Source organism: Celeribacter neptunius (assembly GCF_900113955.1).
GTDB lineage: Bacteria > Pseudomonadota > Alphaproteobacteria > Rhodobacterales > Rhodobacteraceae > Celeribacter > Celeribacter neptunius.
On sequence record NZ_FORH01000001.1, the window covers coordinates 879,949 to 897,146 of the forward strand.

Genomic DNA, 17,198 nt, shown 5'->3' on the forward strand with positions numbered 1-17,198 from the left:
TCACTCCATCAGGCCGGGCAATTCGCGCAGCATGAGCTGCGGCATCAGGGTGCGCACCGTCGGCATGGTCTGGCGCGCGTGGATCACATCGGCATAGGCGATCTCGGCGGTCAGCAGCTCTTCGCCCGCACCCGCATGGGCGTAGCGTGTGCCGTCGGGGCCAAAGATCGAAGAGCCGCCCCAGAAAGTCATGTCGAGATGTGGTCCGGTCCAGTTGCACATCAGGATCGGCAAGCCGTAGATCATCGCGGTATAGCGCCCGACAATGTCCCAACCGTGTTCATTGGAAAACCCGCCGCCAACGCCCTCTTTGGTCGAGGCGATGGGCAGCGCCAGCACCGTGCTCTTGCGCATGGCGGAGAGGTAGAGCTGACCGGGGTCCCAGCTGTCGGCACAGATCATGCCGCCGCAAATCCAGTGCCGGTCGATGTCGAGCGTCATGCTGCGCTTGCCGGCGGTGAAATATTTTCCCTCGTCGAGACGGCCATAGGTCGGCAGGTTGATCTTGCGATAGACCTTGAGCACCTCACCCTTGTGCAGCCAGGCGATGGAATTGTAGAAATTGCCGCCGCGCCCGTGTTCGACAAACCCGACGACACCGTAGCTGTGGCGGCATTTCTGCGCCAATGCGGTGAGTTTCGCATCATCGGCCCAGATCGCCATCTTGCGCACCGCGTCGCCGCCCGGCGGATAGCCGGTCAGCGAGGTCTCGGGGAAGACCACCAGATCCATCTGCCCATCATGGGCCTGTTCGAGGAACTCCACATGCTTGTGGAACAGCGTGTCGGGACTATGGGGGGTATGTTCGATCTGCGCGCAGGCGCAGCGCAGGATATCGCGGTGATGCATCGTTGGGTCCATCAAGAAAGAGCCGCTCCCCGGTCCGGGCAGGAGGGGAGCGGCGGGTCCGTATCAGATCAGCCCCTGATCCTTCAGGAAGGCTTCCGAGACGTCTTCGATGGTCTTCTTGTCGACGTCAACCTCGGCGTTGAGCCCCTGCATGACAGAGTCGTCAAGTTTGGCGGCGAGACCATTCAGAAGATCGCCGAGCTCCGGATTGGCCTCGAGCACCTCGGTGCGGATCGTCGGCGCCAGCGCGTAGTTCGGGAAATAGCCCTTGTCATCCTCGAGCACCTTGAAATCGAAAGCGGCGATGCGACCGTCTGTGGCAAAGACCAGACCGACATCGACCTTGCCGTCCTTCAGCGCCTGATAGACCAGACCGGATTCCATCGGCGCCAGATCCCGACGTTTGGTTTCGAACCCGTAGGCTTCTTCGAGCCCCGGCAGACCGTCGGCGCGTTTCGGGAATTCGATGTTCACGCCCATTTTCGGATTTTCGCCGTCGCTGTAGGCCGTGGCCAGATCGGAGAGCGTCGATAGGCCTTTGTCATCGCCCGCGCGCACGGCGAGCGCATAGGTGTTATTGGCGTTCGACGCGTCGAGCCAGGTGATGCCGACACCGGCATCGAGTTCCTTGACCTTGGCATAGGTTTCCGCGGCGCCCATCGGCTCGGTGATCTTATTGAAGGTCACCAGCGAGGTGCCGGTGTATTCCCAGTAGAGATCGACCTGACCGTTCTCCATCGCCGTGCGCAGCACGGTGGTGCCCATGCCGTCGAGCTTTTCGGTGTCATAGCCCTTCGCCTGCAACAGCTGGTCGGTCATTTCAGCCAGAATGAGCTGTTCGGTGAAATTCTTGCCGCCGACCTTGAGGGTCTCGGCCTGGGCCGAGAGGGGCAGGGCGAGGCTGGCGGCGAGGGCGACCCCGGCCAGGAGCGTTTGCGTTTTCTTGATCATGGTGTGACCTCCGTTGGTGTCTTTGTGCTTGATATGTTTTGAAATTACTTGCGCAGCGGGTTCACACCGCGTGGGATCAGCCAGTATTGCGCCTGTGCCAGCAGGAAATCGGCGAGCATCGACAGGAGCGCCACCGGGATGGCGCCGGCCAGAAGCATGTTCATGTCGTCGAGGCTGATGCCGGAAAAGATCAGCTCGCCAAGGCCGCCACCGCCGATCAGAAAGGCCAGCGGCACGGTGCCGACGTTGATCGCCACGGCGGTGCGGATGCCGGCGAAGATCACGAAGAGCGCATTCGGGATCTCGACCGTGCGCAGGATGTGCAGAGGTGTCATCCCCATGCCAGTTGCGGCTTCTTTCAGATAGCCGGGGACCTCTCGCAGCCCCTGATAGACATTGCGCACGATCGGCAAGAGCGTGGCGACCCAGAGCCCGAAGACGGCGGGCACGAAACCGATGCCCAGAAGCGTGATCGACAGCGCCAGGATCGCCAGCGTCGGAATCGTCGTGCCGATGTTGAAGACCTGCAGTGCACCCTCGGCATAGCGCTCCATGCGTGGCCGGCTGAGCCAGATCCCCATTGGTACGCCGACGAGGACCGCCAGGGAGGCGGAGATCAGCACCAACACCACATGCTGGCCGGTGAGATAGAGGATATCGTCGCTGAAATCGGCCCAGAGCCGGCCGAAATAGCCAAGTTCTCCGGTCATCAGGCCAAAGGTGAAGGCGGCGCCGACGGCAACGCCCGCCACCGTGCGCAGGTGATCGCTCAGATCGATCTTGTTGGCCGCACTCATTCCGCCGCCTCCGCAGAATCGCGATAGGTGGCGCCCAGAGCATGCGAAATCGCGCGCTGGGTGATCGAACCCTTGAAGAACCCGTCGTCATCGACACAGGCCAGCCAGCTCACGTCGTGGCGGAACATTTTCGACACGGCGGTGCGCAGGTCGTCTTTGACATGCACGGTCGAGGGCAGGGCGTTGTGATGCTCGGCCACGGTGCCGCGGGCCTCGAGAATGTCGTTGAGATGCAGAAAACCGCGGGCCCGGCCCTGTGGCCCGACCATGACGATGTTCTTGTGACCGGCCTCCTGCATCAGATGGCGGGCCTTGCCGACCTCGTCCTGGGCGGTGACGCGGAGCTGATCGCCATGCATCACCTCACCGACGCGCAACAGGCTCAGGCGTTTGAGCGTGCGGTCGGAGCCGACGAAGCTGGTGACGAAATCATTCACCGGCCGGGCCAGAAGGTCATCCGGCGACGCATATTGCACCAGTTTGCCATCCTTGAAGATCGCTACCTTGTCGGCCATCTTGATCGCCTCGTCGATGTCATGGCTGACAAAGGCGATGGTCTTGCGGATCTCGCTCTGCATTTTCAGGAATTCGTCCTGGATCACCGCCCGGTTGATCGGGTCGATGGCGCCGAAAGGCTCGTCCATCAGCAGAACCGGCGGATCGGCGGCCAGGGCCCGGATCACGCCGACGCGCTGTTGCTGCCCGCCGGAAAGTTCCTTCGGGAAGCGTTTCAGGAAGATCGCCGGGTCGAGATTGACCATCTCGAGCAAGTCTCCGGCGCGGCTGCGGGATTTTTTGCGATCCCAGCCGAGAAGATCCGGCACGACGCAAATATTGTCCTCGATCGTCATGTTCGGGAACAGGCCGATCTGCTGGATCACATAGCCGATGGAGCGGCGCAGCTCGACCGGGTTCAGCGTATCGACATCGCGCCCGGCCACGGTGATCTTGCCAGACGTCTTTGGGATCAGCGCGTTGATCATCTTCAAGGTCGTGGTCTTGCCACAGCCCGAGGGCCCCAGAAGGACGCAGATCTCGCCTTCGTTCACCTCCATCGACACCTGATCGGCGGCGATGACCGAGCCCCCGCCCGGGGTCTCGAAGACTTTGGAGAGTTTTTCGAGTTTGATCATATCGGGTCCCTTGAAATCTTGGGGTGAAGTTTGTCGGCTCAGGCGTTCGAGGGCGACGCGGAGGTAGAGGAGGAGGACGCCGGGGTCAGGCGCCTTTGCGCCCACATCAGCGCGTAATCGGCGGCAATCGCCAGGAGCGAGACCATGACGGCGCCGGTGATCAGCTGGCGCGGATCGGTCTGGGAAATGCCACGGCTGATGAAAACGCCAAGCCCTCCAGCGCCGATATAGGCGGCAATGGCGGTGATGCCGATGTTCATCACGACGGCGATGCGCACCCCGGCCATGACCACCGGAATGGCCAGCGGGATCTCGACCTTCATCAGCCGCTGCATCGGCGTCATGCCCAAGCCCCGTGCCGCTTCGCGCAGCGCCGGGTCGACATTGGAAATCGCGGTATAGGTGTTGCGGATGATCGGCAGCTGCGAATAGAGCAGCACCGCGATCACCGCCGGCAGGTAGCCGACCCCGTGGCCGATCAGCGACAGAATGGGGATCATCAGGCCGAAGAGCGCGATCGACGGGATGGTGACAATGATCGCCGCCACATAGAGCACGATATTGGCGGCTTTGCGGTTCAGCGTGATGGCGATCCCGATCGGCACCCCGGTCAGAATCGCGAGGCTGATGGCAACCCCGACGATGGCGATATGCTGGAGCGTCCTCTCAAGGATGACGTCCAGATTGTCCATGAAAAAGACAATCGTCTCCAATGTGTATTCCTCGTGTTGGACCAGATGGCCTGCCGGATGACAGGCGGAGCATCGGGATATGCGTTGCTGCGGAACTCATTTGGCGGTTCCTGTCTGTCCGGTATGTTGCAAAGCCGGGCGCCATTGCCTTTTTAAAAAAACGACAATTGTTGCGAATTTTACGTCAGTGCCGCAGATCGCGCGGGATGAGACCCGCCGGCAGCGCCCATCGCCCGCGGAGAGGCCATCGGGACAGATATCCCCTTGGGTCGCTCCCCCTTGGATCGGCCTGTGGCAGAGGGGTGGATCGGCGCGCCTGGCGGGCCAGCGCTTGCCCCGGTCGCGGCTATGCCGCAGGCAGCAGACGGCGCACCAGCATCACCACTTGCCAGATCAGGGTCGGCAACAGGCTCATCGACAGCACCACCATCCACATCGTGGCGTCGGGGGCCACGAGGCCGAGCACGGCCCCCAGCGGCGGCAGATAGGAAGGGATCAGCAACAGTATCATGCAAAGCGCCAGCGCGGCCCAGACCCATGGGTTGCGGGTAATCTCGTTGCGGATCAGCGGCGCGGTGCCGGCGTGCATGTTGAACACCTGCCAGAGCTGGGCCGTGGCCAGGGTCAGGAAGGTCACTGTCACCGTCGCCTCCGGCGTAATGCCGAGCCGGGGGCTGAGCCACATGGCGCCAAAGACCCCGGCGCTCATCAAAAGGCTCTGGGCGCCGAGCCGGAGCCATTGCGGCCGTCCCAGGATCGGTTCCTGCGGTGGCCGCGGCCGCCGCTCGAGCACATCGCTTTCCCCCTCGCCAAGCGCCAAGGCGAAGGCGGGAAACACATCGGTGATCAGATTGAGATAGAGGATCTGCAGGGGCAGGATCGGCAAGGGCAGGGACAAGAGCACGGCGAGCCCCACCACCAGAACCTCGGTCAGGTTGCAGGCCAGAAGATAGGCGGCAAAACGGCGGATATTGCCGAAGATGATCCGACCCTCGCGAATGGCGGCGACGATGGTCGGAAAGGCATCATCGAGCAGGATCATCGCCGAGGATTCCCGCGCCACATCGGTGCCTCTGAGCCCCATGGCCACGCCGATATCCGCCTGTCTGAGCGCCGGCGCATCGTTGACGCCGTCACCGGTCATCGCAACGATCTCGCCCGCGGCCTGATAGGCGCGTACCAGTTCGAGTTTCTCCTTTGGGCTGACCCGGGCGAAAATCCCGATCCGGGCGAAATTGTCGGCGCCATCGGCCGTGAGCTTTGCCACCTCGACGCCTTCGACGACATTTTCCGCCGCGCTTTCGAGGCCGACGCTCTGACCGATGCTGCGCGCCGTGGCGGCGTGATCGCCGGTGACCATGACGACGCGGATGCCGGCGCGGTGACAGGCGGCGATGGCATTGGGCACATCGCTGCGCGCCGGGTCCTCCAGCCCGATCAACCCGAGAAAGGTCAGCGCCTCATAGGGGGCGGGCTCCGGTCCGGATTCGGCTTTCGCGGCGCAGGCCAGCACCCGCAAACCGTGACGGGCCAACTCGGCGGCGCGCGCCAGCCAGAGTTGCCGGTCCTCTTCTTTGAGCGCGGCGAGCTGGCCTTCGGGAGAGATGAAATCGCTGTTGCGCAGCACCGCTTCCGGCGCGCCTTTGATCGCGTAGAGCGCATCCTCGCCGCGGCGGTGGATCGTTGCCATCATTTTGCTGGTGCTGTCGAAGGCCACCTTGCGCAGCAAAGGATAGCGCTGCAGCAAGCTGTCGCGGGCATGGCCAACCGTGAGCCCGGCGCGCAGCAGTGCCACCTCCATCGGGTCGCCGGTGCCCTCGGCCTCGGCATCCTCGAGCGCGGCATCGTTGCAAAGCACCGCGACCTCGATCAGCGTGGCAAGCTGGGCGTCGCTCTCACCGGGGCGGGCCGCGTCGTCTGTCGTCATGCCCTGTGTCGTCAAGCCCGGTGTCGCCATACCCGGTGTCGTGATGCCGTCCAGCGGGCCGTCCAGCCCGACCTCGCCCGAGGGCAGCCAGACCCGCCGCACCGACATCCGGTTCTCGGTCAAGGTGCCGGTCTTGTCTGTCAGGATCACGGTGGTGGCGCCCAGCGCCTCGACCGCCGAGAGATGTTCGACCAGCGCATTCTGACGCGCCATGCGCCACATGCCGCGGGCCAGTGTCAGGGTCGCCACGACCGGAAGCCCCTCCGGGATCGCCGCCACGGCGAGCGCAATCGCGGCTTCGGCCATCATGAACGCGTCCTTGCCGCTCAGAATGCCGATCCCGGCGATCAGGACGGTCAACACGAGCGTCGCCCAGACCAGCTGCGACGACAGATGCGCCAGTTTCTTTTCGATCGGCGAGCTTTCCGTTCCGGCCTCGGCCACCAGCTCGGAGACCTGACCGATTTCGGTCGCAAGCCCGGTCCCGGTGACCACGCCAAGCGCGCTGCCGGCGGTCAGGGAGGTGCCGCGGTAGAGCATGGAATGTCGGTCTGCCAGCCGCGCCTCCGCCGCCACCGGTGCGGCGGATTTGTCGACGGCAAGGGATTCCCCGGTCAGGGTGGATTCATTGACCTGAAGATTTGCGGTCTCGATCAGCCGCAAATCGGCGGGCACGGCATCGCCGGCATCCAGCAAGACGATATCGCCGGGCACGAGCTCTTCCGAGGCGATCATCCGGTCATGGCCGTCACGGCGCACCCGGGCTTTCGGGGTTTCCAGCGCCTGCAGCCCCTCGATCGAACGCGCCGCCTTGTATTCGGTGAAAAAGCCGATCAGCGTGTTGATCAGCAGCACGATCACGATGGCGATCGTCTCCGCCGCCTCGTGAAACAGCGCCGCGAGCACCGCCGCACCGGCCAGCAGGAACACCACGGGGCTCTGCAATTGCCGCAAGAGCAGGGTGAGGAGGCCAACCCTTTGTTTCGAGGCGATCCGGTTGGGGCCGAATTGGCTGCGTCTCTTTGCGACCTCCGGCTCGGCAAGCCCCTTATCCGCCGTGACGCCAAGCCGGGTCAGGATCTCATCGCCCGACTGCGCATGATATCGGAGCACCGGATCGATCTGTTCTGTCACCTTGGTCACGTTGAGTCGCCCTAATTGCTTGTGTTCAAACATGATATGGATCTGTGATATTCACAACCATCGGTCACCACCTTCGCTGCGCGCAATGCCCGGATCGGAACCGGGCGTGCACGATGTGAGATCTCGGCGGGTCGATTTTTCACCGACTTCTCAAAACGGACGCAATAGGGCTATGTTGGACGGAGGGCGCCAAGGCGTGCCATGTCAAAGCGCCGGCCGAAGGACGCTACCCGGAGGCGGCAACATGGACGCGCCTTCAGAACCTTTTGGGAGAGTTCCGGATGAAACCTGTTCCTTTGGGCATGGTCGGTGGCGGGCAGGGCGGTTTTATCGGCGCGGTGCATCGCATCGCCGCCCGGCTCGACAATCGCTTTGAACTGGTGGCGGGGGCGCTGTCCTCCGACCCGGAAAAAGCCCGGACCTCTGCCGAGGCGATCGGGCTCGAGCGCAGCTATGACAACTGGGCGGAGATGGCCCGGTCCGAGGCGGCCCGCCCGGACGGCATCCGCGCCGTTGCCATCGTCACGCCCAATCATCTGCATTTCGGACCCGCGAAAGCCTTTCTCGAAGCGGGAATTCACGTGATCTGCGACAAGCCGATGACCGCGACGCTCGAAGAGGCCGAGGCGTTGGCCGAGATCGCCACACAGTCGAAAGCCCTGTTCATCCTGACCCACACCTATGCCGGTTATCCGATGCTGCGCGAGGCCCGGCGGCTGGTCGCCGAAGGCGCGCTCGGGCACCTGCGGCTGGTCAATGTCGAATATGTTCAGGACTGGCTGGCCGAACCGCTGGAGCAAAGTCAGCCGATCTGGCGCACCGATCCGAAACAGGCGGGGGCCGGCGCGATTGGCGACATCGGTACCCATGCTGCGCATCTGGCACGCTTTGTCTCCGGCCTGCCGATCGAGGCGGTCTCCGCCGAGTTGCACAGTTTCGTCGCGGGCCGTCAGGTCGATGACAATTGCCATGTCATGCTGCGCCTAGCCGATGGCGCGCGGGGGATGCTCTGGGCCTCACAGGTCGCGCCGGGCTTCGACAACGATCTGCACCTGCGGGTGATCGGCGAGGCGGGCGGGCTGGAATGGCATCACGATCGCCCCGACGAGCTGCGTTTTACGCCCCTGGGCGAGGCGACGCGCATCCTGAGCCGCGGAGGTCCCGGATTTCAGGGGCAAGCCCGTGTGCCTGCTGGCCATCCCGAGGGCTATCTCGAAGCCTTTGCCTCGCTCTATACCGACGCCGCCGATGCCATCGCGGCCGGGCAGATGCCCGAGGGGCTGCCGGGGATTTCCGACGGGCTGAGCGGGCTGCGGTTCATCGCGGCCTGTCAGGCCTCGAGTACCGCCGACGGGCGCTGGACCGCGCTTGTCTGACCGTTTCCGACGGTGATCGTCTGACCCCTCCGGTCCCCGGGCGCAGAGTGGCTCAGGCCCGGAGGCTGTCGAGAATGCGATCCATCATGGCGTCGCAGGCAAGGAGCTCGGAGAGTTCGAGATATTCGTCGGGCTTATGGCCTTGCCCCTCCATCGAACCGGGGCCGCAGACCACGGTCGCAATCCCGAGCCCCTGAAAGAACCCGGCCTCCGTGCCGAAGGCGACCTTGGTCACGGCGTTGGTTTTGGCGAGGGTTTTCGCCAAGGTCACGATCTCCGCCTCCTCCGGCACGTCGAGACCGGGATAGGCGTTGACTTCCGTGACCTCGATACGTGCCACGGGGCACTGTGTCGCAAAGCGGTCGGTAACGCGCGCCGCGGCGGCGTAGATCCGGGCGGCGATGTCTTCGGCGGCATCGGCGGCGAGGTGGCGGTATTCGAACCGCATCTCCGCCCGGTCCGGCACGATGTTCAGAGCGGTCCCACCCGAAAGCGTGCCGACATGGACCGTGGAATAGGGCACGCCGTAAGCCGGGTCACGCGCGCCCTCTGTGGCGTAATAGTCCTGAAGGACGCGCAGCTCGGTGGTGAAGTCGGCGGCCAGATGCAGCGCATTGGTGAACAGGGGCGCCAGCGCCGAGTGCCCGCTTTCGCCATGACAGATCGCTTCAAACGCCGCCTTGCCCTTGTGCCCGATGGCCACCTGCATCCCGGTCGGTTCGCCGACGAAACAGGCGCGGGGGTGACCGAGGGCCGCGGGCAGGGCACTGATCATCTGTTGAATGCCGACACAGCCCACTTCCTCGTCATAGGAAATCGCCAGTTTGAGCGGTTCTTTGAGAGGGACCTTGGCGGCGCGGTCCGCCAGCGCCAGCATGGCGGCCAGATAGCCCTTCATATCCGTCGTGCCGCGGCCATAGAGCCGGTCGCCTTCGCGGGTCAGGCGAAACGGATCGCGGCTCCAGTTTTGCCCGGTCACCGGCACCACATCGGTATGCGCCGACAGCATGATCCCGTCGCCCTCGGGCCCGAGCACGGCAAAAAGCCCCGCCTTCTGACCGGTCGCATCCGGCACGCGGGTGATGCGAAATCCGCGGGCGCGCAGATAGTCTTCGACAAAATCGATCAGCGGCAGGTTGGATCTGGCGCTGGTGGTGTCAAAGGCGATCAGCCGGTCGAGAAGGGTCAGGGTGTCCATATGTGCTGTGCTCGGTTGGGGGCGGCGGGCTCAGAGACCCGCCGCGACTTCGGTGATGGCCTCGCGCAGAATGCCCTCGATCTCGTCGATCATCGCCTCATCCATGATGAGGGTCGGCGAGAGGATGAGCACATTGCCCAGAGGCCGGGCGATGAGACCGCGTTTCTGACAGGCGCGGGCGACCTTGAGACCGACCTCGACCTCGGCGGGATGGCTTTCCTTGGTGGTGCGATCCTTGACGAATTCGATGCCGATCATGAAATGGCTGCCGCGCACTTCGCCGACCAGCTCAATGTCCGAGAGCCCGCGCAGTTTGCGCTCGAAATAGGCGCCGGTGGTGCGGACGCGCTCCGGGATGGCTTCGCGTTCCATGATCGCGATATTGGTCAGCGCGGCGGCGGCGGCGGCGGGGTGGCCGGAATAGGTCATGCCGTGCAGGAACATGCCGTCGGGGCCGGAGATCACGTCGTGAATCTCGTCCGACACGATGGTGGCCGACATCGGCTGATAGCCCGAGGTCAGACCCTTGGCGGTGTTGATGATGTCGGGCGTGGTGTCGAACACGGCCTCGGAGGCAAAGAAATGGCCGAGCCGACCAAAGGCGGTGACCACCTCATCGGCGATATATTTGATGTCATGGGCGCGGCAGATCTCCTGCATCCGGCGGTGATAGCCCTGAGGTGCTGCGATCACGCCGCCCGCGCCCTGAATCGGTTCGGCGATGAAGGCACAGATGTTTTCCGCCCCGATACGATCAATGCTTTGGCTCAGATCCAGGGCCAGCGCGTCGAGGAATTCGGCTTCTGTCATCTCGCCGCCCTCGCGCCAGTGATGCGGCGCGCGCAGGTGATGCACGAGCTCTGAAGCGGCGGTCCAGCCCTCCGAATAGCCGGGCGTGGTCATCGCCATCGAAAGGTGGGTCGAGCCGTGATAGGCGCCATGCCTTGAGAGCACCTTGAGCTTGTTCGGGCGGCCCTTGCGGATGTTGTAATGGTGCAGAATGCGGATCGCGCTGTCATTGGCGACCGAGCCGGAATTGCCGAAATAGACCGCGTTGAGATCGCCGGGGGCGAGCTCTGCAAGCTTTTGCGACAGGGCCGCCGCCGTCGGGTGGGTGAAATTGTAGAAGGTCGAATAATAGTCGAGCGTCTGCAACTGATTGGCAATCGCCTCGATCATCTCGCGCCGCCCATGACCGATGTTGACACACCACAGGCCGGCGATGCCGTCGATCATCTTCTGCCCGTCATTGTCATAGACATAGGCCCCCTCGGCACGGCTGATCACGGTGCGGGCGCCTTGGGCCTTGAGCGCGTTGAGATCGGCGAAGGATTGGATGAGATGGGCATCCTGGTCGAGAATGGCGGCGGTGGAGGCGCGTGCGAAGGTCATGATCTGTCTCCTGGACTGTTTCCGGTGCGGCGAAATCGGGATAAATTACCCCTTTTCTTACAGGCCTTTTTTCTTCTATTTCCGACAGAGGGGTATATACCCCCAAGGAGGTATGCATGATCCCCGAACCGTCTCATGCGCCAGAACAGCAGCGCGCCGCAGATCATCTGGCCGAGGCCATCACGCGCCTCGGAGAGGAGGATTTTGCCGCCGCTTTCACCGCATGGCTGCACAGTGAACTGGCTTTCGACAATATGACCATTCTGGCCTATGCCGAGGCCGGACCTCCGGCGCCGGTGTTTCGCGCGGCAGGGGATCGGCGCGTGCACGCCCGGCTCGACAGCGCCTATCTCAACGGCGCTTACCTGCTCGACCCGTTTCATCAGCTGCATCTCGACGGCGCGCCCGACGGGCTGTACCGGCTTCAGGACATCGCGCCGGATCATTTTACCCGTGGCGAATATTACCTGACCTATTATGCGGCGACGACGCTGACCGATGAGATCGCGTATCTGATCGCGCCCGGGCCCGGCGTGAGCGTGACCGCCTGTCTGGGGCGCGACGCCTCCACAAACCGAAAGTTTTCCGCCCGTGATCTGGCCGAGGCCGCGCGCATTGCGCCGGTCTGTCTGGCGCTGATGCGACGGCATTGGGCAGAGCTCGATACTGATATGCCGGGGCAGGGGACCGAAACCGTGCCGGACCGATTGCGCCGGAACGCGGCAACGCTTGGCATCGCGCTGACGCCACGACAGGCGGAGGTCGCGTTTCTGATCCTGAAAGGGCATTCGACCACCTCTATTGCATTGCGGCTTTCGCTCAGCCCGCAGACCGTGAAAGTCTTTCGAAAACAGCTCTATAGCCGCTGCGGCATCAGCTCTCAGGCGGAGCTGTTTTCGCTTTTTCTGCCACTGCTGGGCTCGCCAGAGGGCCGCTGATCTCGCGGGGTACACCGCCCGGCGAAAATCCGTCCCGGACCCAGGATTGCGCGAACTCGAGAAAGCTGCGCACCACATGGGTGGTCTCGGCATGCGGTGGCATCAACAGCCCCATTTTCAAGGGCCGCAGATTGCCCGCGAGCGGTATGAATTTCAGCGACTTGCCATCGGGGGACATGCCGTTGAGCGGTCGCAGGTTGGCGATCGAATAGCCAAATCCATTGGCCACCAGGCTGCGCACCACGGCAATGTCGCGCGAGCGTTCGGAAATCTCCGGCTTGATGCCCTTGTCCTGAAAGAACGACAGGAAATAATCCGCGCTTTGCGGCAGGTCGAGCAGCACCATCGGCAGGCTGCGCAGCTCCTCGACGTCGATCTCCACCCGATCCGCCAGCGGGTGATCCGCCGGGATCAGCACAAAGGGCGGCATTTCGATCAAGGGAATAAAGGTCAGATCGGGCGGCACCACCAGATCATAGGCCAGGGCCACATCGATCTCCGCCCGTCTGAGCGCGCTGACCAGATCGTTGGCGTCATATTCGCTCTGGGAAAACCGCACCTCTGGGAAACTGTCGGTGAAATCCTTGCGCAACGCCGGCAGGACAACCTGGGCAAAGGTCAGCATGCAACCGACCATGATCGGCCCGCGCACCTGACCGGAAATATCCCCGGCCAGATCGACCAGCCGGTCGGCCTCGCGCAGCACGGCGCGGGCCTGATCCATGAGTACGCGCCCGGCCTGTGTCAGCGACAGGCCCTGCGCGTGCTGGCGCACGAACAAGGGCATGCCGAATTCGGTTTCGAGCTGGGAAATCGCCGTCGAGATCGAGGGGGACGAGACATTGACGCGACCGGCGGCCACCGTGATGCTGCCGGCCTCTCCGACCGCGACGAAATATTCAAGCTGTCGGAGAGTGAAACGGATCATAGGTCGCCTTTTGTCCATGCTGCGCCCTACAGTTTGTACTTGATCCACGTGGTTTTCAACGCAGTGTATTTGTCGAGCGAATGCAGCGAGAGATCGCGGCCAAAACCCGACTGTTTCATGCCACCAAAAGGTGTCTGGGCCGAGAGTGCATCGACCGTGTTCACGGAGACGGTGCCGACGTTCAGACGCTCCGACACCCGAAGCGCGCGGCTGAGGTTGTCGGTCCAGACCGAGGCGGCGAGGCCATAGATGCTGTCATTGGCCATGGCGATAACCTCGTCCTCGCTGTCAAATGGGATGACCGCCAGCACCGGGCCGAACACCTCGTCGGTGGCGATCGGATCGTCTTGGGCCACATCGCCGAAAATCGTCGGGGTGACGAAACAGCCCGTGCCTTCGAGCGTCACGCGCTCGCCACCCGACACCAGTCGCGATGTGTCGGCGGCGGCCTCGATCCGGGCCATGATGGATTGCGTCTGTTTCTCATCGACGATGGCGCCGAGCTTGGTTGCGGGATCGAGCGGATTGCCGGGCTTGAGCGCTTCGGCGCGGGTCTTCATCAATTCGAGGAACCTGTCCTGAATCGAACGCTCCACATAGAGCCGGCTGTTGGCGGAACAGACCTGCCCGCCGTTGAAGAAGATCCCGAAAGCGGCCATGTCGGCGGCGGCCTCGAGGTCTTCGCAATCGGCGAAAATGATGTTCGGGCTTTTGCCGCCGGTCTCCGGCCAGACCTGTTTCAGATTCGATTGCCCGGAATATTCCATGAATTTCTTGCCGACAAAGGTCGAGCCGGTGAAGGCCAGACAATCGACATCCATATGCAGGCCAAGCGCCTTGCCCGCCGTCGCGCCAAAGCCCGGCACAACATTGAACACGCCATCGGGGATGCCGGCCTCTTGTGCCAGTTCCGCCAGACGCAGCGCCGAGAGCGGCGATTGTTCGGCGGGTTTCAAGACGACGGAATTGCCCGCGGCCAGTGCCGGCGCGGATTTCCACGTCGCCATGTCGAGCGGGAAGTTCCACGGCACCACCGCGCCGACGACGCCCAGCGGCACACGCCGCACCAGCGCCAGATCACCGGCGGCGGTGGGGGCCACCTCGTCATAGAGCTTGTCGATCGCCTCGGCATACCATTGGAAGAAATGCGCCGATCCCGGCACATCCACGGTGGCGGCATCCGTGACCGGCTTGCCCATGTCGAGACTGTCCAGAAGCGCCAGTTCCACAAGGTTTTCGCGAATGAGGTCCGCGAGTTTGAGCATCACCGCCTTACGCGCGCCCGGCTCCATCCGCGACCAGCGCCCGTCCTCAAAGGCCGCCCGTGCGGCCTTGACGGCGTGGTCGATGTCGGCGGCATCGCATTCGGCGATCTGCGCGATCTCCTCGCCCGTGGCCGGGTTGATCGTGGCAAATGTCTTGCCGGAGAGCGCATCGACGAATTGCCCGTCAATGAAGGCCTGTGTGCGAAAGCTCAAAGCCGCGGCATGATCTTGCCAGTCGGAAAAGCTCAGTTCCATGGTGAACCTCTTATGATCTGCGGCCTTGGCCGCGCATGTCGTTTGAAACGCTCATGGCGCTGATTTGGCGCTTATTCGTCGCCCGGCACGCCGTAGGAGGGCGCTTCGCGCGGGTCGAGGGCGCGTTGAATATAGGCGTCGAGTTGGGGCCTGTAGACCTCCCAGGCGGTGGCGATGTTCTCGATCGGGCAGTCCTCGGTCCAGTCACAGCGTAGTTCGGCCACGGGCCAGGAGACCTTGTCGACGATCAGCATGCCGGCGGAATGCACCGGTCCGGCTTCGCCTCCGGCGGAGAGCCCCGCGCGCATCGCGGCGATCAGCCGGTCACCAATGTGGCCGGAGCTGGCGAGGTACGCATCGACGATGGCCTGTGGCACCGTGTCATTGGCCAGAAGATTACCGCCGGAGGCGACGTTCTCGGCCCGGGCCTCGGTCCAGATGCCGAGGGAATTCGGACCGGAGTGAACCGCCGTACCGCCCTGGGTGTCGACCGCGAGCACCTGTCGGTACGCGATGTATTTCCCCGTCGCCTGGATCTCTGCAATCGCCTCGGCGGCGCTCATGCCCTCTTCCATCAAATCAAGGGTGAGGGGACCAAGCGTCGGATCGGTGACGTTTTGCGAGGCCACCGCACCGACGCCCGCACGGGCATAGGCACAGCGCGCGGCGACGGCCGGGGAGGAGGAGGAAATCGCGACACCGAACATGCCGGTCTCGGGACAGCGGGCGACGAGGGAAAAGGTCATCGGATCAGGCCTTTTTCTGGATGTAATCGTCGGGGATCACTGCCGTGCCGTCGATCTCGACCAGCCAGTCGGGGCGCGCCAGTGCGTTGACCACCAGCCCGGTGGAGACCGGGTGCACGCCTTTGATATATTCGCCCATGGTGCGATAGACCGCCTCGCGGTGACGCACGTCGGTGATGTAGACGACCACCTTGACGAGATGCTCCATCGCGCCGCCGGCCTCTTCGATCAGCTGCCGGATATTCTGCATCACCTTGTGGGTCTGTTCGACCGGATCGTGGCTTTCGATATTCTTGGCATCGTCGAGGTTCTGCGGGCACTGACCGCGCAGCCAGACCGTTTTCCCGCCCTGGGTCACGACGGCCTGACACAGGTCGTTGTCGAGGTTCTGCTCGGGATAGGTTTCTTTGGTGTTGAATGTGCGGATGCGCGTGTGGGCCATCGTGGTCTCCAGTCAGTGTGCGGGCATACCCTCCCCGCGGGGTCTTTGAAAATCCTCCCGCCCCCAGGGGAAACGGGGCGGGAGGCAGGCAAGCTTACTGTAGCAGGTCTGTCCAGACCTTGGTCACCAGATCCTGTGCCGCCGGGCTACAGGCCTGGGCAAAAACCACCGGGACAGTCGGGAAAAGTTCCGGCGCGTTTTCCGGTGTGTAGAGGGCCTTGCTCTCATCGATCGCCACCGGGGCGGAGTGGGCGTAGTAGTTGTACTGCTCCGTGGCGTTCTCGACGGTGGACATGAAGTCGATAAAGGCCTTGGCATTGTCGACATTCGCGGCCCCTGCCGGAACGACGAAGCTGTCGAGCCAACCGACGAGCCCCTCTTTCGGTGCGGCATATTCGACATTGGCGCCGGAGTTGCGCAGGCGCAGCGTGTTGCCATCCCACCAGAAATGCGCGGCAACCTCGCCGGAGCCGAGACGGTTCTCGATATTGTCGGAAGTGTACGCCACGACCGAGGGTTTCTGAGCCACGAGAAGATCGTAGACCTTTTTCATCTCGGCCTTGTCCTCGGAACAGAATTCGACGCCGAGGTAAAGCTGGGCGGCGGAGACCACTTCGTCCGGGTAGGACAGGAGCGCGATGGAGCCGGCAAGATCGGTCGGTTCGAACAGCACGGACCAGCTGTCGACCGGGCCATCGTATTTGTCACGGTTCACCGAGAAGCCGGCGGTGCCATAGGCAAGCGGGATGGAATAGTCGTTCTCCGGGTCCCACCACTGGCCTTTCCAGCGCGCGTCGAGCTGGGCGTAGGCGGCGAGCTCATAGGCGTCGATGTCTTCAAGCAGACCTTCGTCGGCCATGATCTTCACAAAGTGCTGCGACGGCGTCACCAGGTCATAGCCCGAGGACCCGGCCTGCAGCTTGGTCAGCGCGTCCTCGTTCGAGGAAAAGCTGTCGACATTGACTTCAATGCCGGTCTCTTCGGTGAATTTGGCGATCAGATCGGGCGAGATGGAATCCGCCCAGGCGTAGATATTGAGCGTGCCTTCTGCCGCGGCAGGGGCCGCAAACGGCAGGATCAGCGTGGTGGCAAGCAGAAGTTTCTTCATTGGGTGTCTCTCCTTGTTGCGCCCTTGATGGTTGATATGTGGAGGATGGCCCAAGGGC

At 63.3% G+C, this 17,198-nt stretch carries 15 protein-coding genes; 2 read left to right on the forward strand and 13 right to left on the reverse strand.

Annotated features, from left to right (window positions below):
* The 6 genes from BM151_RS04330 to BM151_RS04355 all read right to left on the reverse strand — a co-directional run bounded on the left by BM151_RS04330 (position 1) and on the right by BM151_RS04355 (position 7,492).
* Complete coding sequence (locus BM151_RS04330; protein ID WP_177213019.1) at positions 1-849, reverse strand: nitrilase-related carbon-nitrogen hydrolase; 849 nt, start codon at positions 847-849, stop codon at positions 1-3.
* 63 nt (positions 850-912) lie between these two features.
* Positions 913-1,800 carry a glycine betaine ABC transporter substrate-binding protein gene (locus BM151_RS04335; RefSeq protein WP_090057947.1) on the reverse strand — a complete coding sequence of 296 codons (888 nt, stop codon included), beginning with the start codon at positions 1,798-1,800 and terminating at the stop codon, positions 913-915.
* Positions 1,801-1,844: 44 nt separating this feature from the next.
* The gene (locus BM151_RS04340) at positions 1,845-2,597 is read right to left on the reverse strand and encodes an ABC transporter permease (protein WP_090057950.1); all 753 of its coding nucleotides are present in this window, start codon (positions 2,595-2,597) and stop codon (positions 1,845-1,847) included.
* Complete coding sequence (locus BM151_RS04345) at positions 2,594-3,730, reverse strand: ABC transporter ATP-binding protein (protein ID WP_090057952.1); 1,137 nt, start codon at positions 3,728-3,730, stop codon at positions 2,594-2,596. The genes BM151_RS04340 and BM151_RS04345 overlap by 4 nt, the downstream gene beginning before the upstream one ends.
* A gap of 38 nt (positions 3,731-3,768) precedes the next feature.
* A complete protein-coding gene (locus BM151_RS04350) occupies positions 3,769-4,443 on the reverse strand; it encodes an ABC transporter permease (protein WP_143093034.1) in 675 nt (224 codons plus the stop codon).
* A gap of 325 nt (positions 4,444-4,768) precedes the next feature.
* Complete coding sequence (locus tag BM151_RS04355; protein WP_245781091.1) at positions 4,769-7,492, reverse strand: cation-translocating P-type ATPase; 2,724 nt, start codon at positions 7,490-7,492, stop codon at positions 4,769-4,771.
* Positions 7,493-7,773: 281 nt separating this feature from the next.
* On the opposite strand from BM151_RS04355, the gene BM151_RS04360 reads away from it, so the two are divergent.
* Entirely contained in the window at positions 7,774-8,868 is a 1,095-nt protein-coding gene (locus BM151_RS04360) for a Gfo/Idh/MocA family protein (RefSeq protein WP_245781092.1), read from the forward strand.
* A 52-nt stretch (positions 8,869-8,920) separates the two neighbouring features.
* Here BM151_RS04360 and argE read toward each other — a convergent pair whose 3' ends face one another.
* Positions 8,921-10,066, reverse strand: a complete 1,146-nt coding sequence (gene argE / locus BM151_RS04365; RefSeq protein ID WP_090057959.1) for an acetylornithine deacetylase — start codon at positions 10,064-10,066, stop codon at positions 8,921-8,923.
* Between the two features lie 30 nt (positions 10,067-10,096).
* Complete coding sequence (locus BM151_RS04370) at positions 10,097-11,458, reverse strand: aminotransferase class III-fold pyridoxal phosphate-dependent enzyme (protein WP_090057960.1); 1,362 nt, start codon at positions 11,456-11,458, stop codon at positions 10,097-10,099.
* 116 nt (positions 11,459-11,574) lie between these two features.
* On the opposite strand from BM151_RS04370, the gene BM151_RS04375 reads away from it, so the two are divergent.
* Entirely contained in the window at positions 11,575-12,396 is an 822-nt protein-coding gene (locus BM151_RS04375; RefSeq protein WP_090057963.1) for a helix-turn-helix transcriptional regulator, read from the forward strand.
* Here BM151_RS04375 and BM151_RS04380 read toward each other — a convergent pair.
* From BM151_RS04380 to BM151_RS04400, 5 genes are all read right to left on the reverse strand, one after another.
* Positions 12,332-13,324 (reverse strand): LysR family transcriptional regulator, encoded by a 993-nt coding sequence (locus BM151_RS04380; RefSeq protein ID WP_090057966.1) that lies wholly within the window; start codon positions 13,322-13,324, stop codon positions 12,332-12,334. The genes BM151_RS04375 and BM151_RS04380 overlap by 65 nt on opposite strands.
* A 26-nt stretch (positions 13,325-13,350) precedes the next feature.
* Positions 13,351-14,844 (reverse strand): aldehyde dehydrogenase, encoded by a 1,494-nt coding sequence (locus BM151_RS04385; protein ID WP_090057970.1) that lies wholly within the window; start codon positions 14,842-14,844, stop codon positions 13,351-13,353.
* Between the two features lie 71 nt (positions 14,845-14,915).
* Positions 14,916-15,590 (reverse strand): DUF1028 domain-containing protein, encoded by a 675-nt coding sequence (locus tag BM151_RS04390; protein WP_090057973.1) that lies wholly within the window; start codon positions 15,588-15,590, stop codon positions 14,916-14,918.
* Positions 15,591-15,594: 4 nt separating this feature from the next.
* Entirely contained in the window at positions 15,595-16,032 is a 438-nt protein-coding gene (locus BM151_RS04395) for a RidA family protein (protein ID WP_090057977.1), read from the reverse strand.
* A 94-nt stretch (positions 16,033-16,126) separates the two neighbouring features.
* Positions 16,127-17,140 (reverse strand): extracellular solute-binding protein, encoded by a 1,014-nt coding sequence (locus BM151_RS04400; RefSeq protein WP_090057980.1) that lies wholly within the window; start codon positions 17,138-17,140, stop codon positions 16,127-16,129.
* Positions 17,141-17,198: the final 58 nt, after the last annotated feature.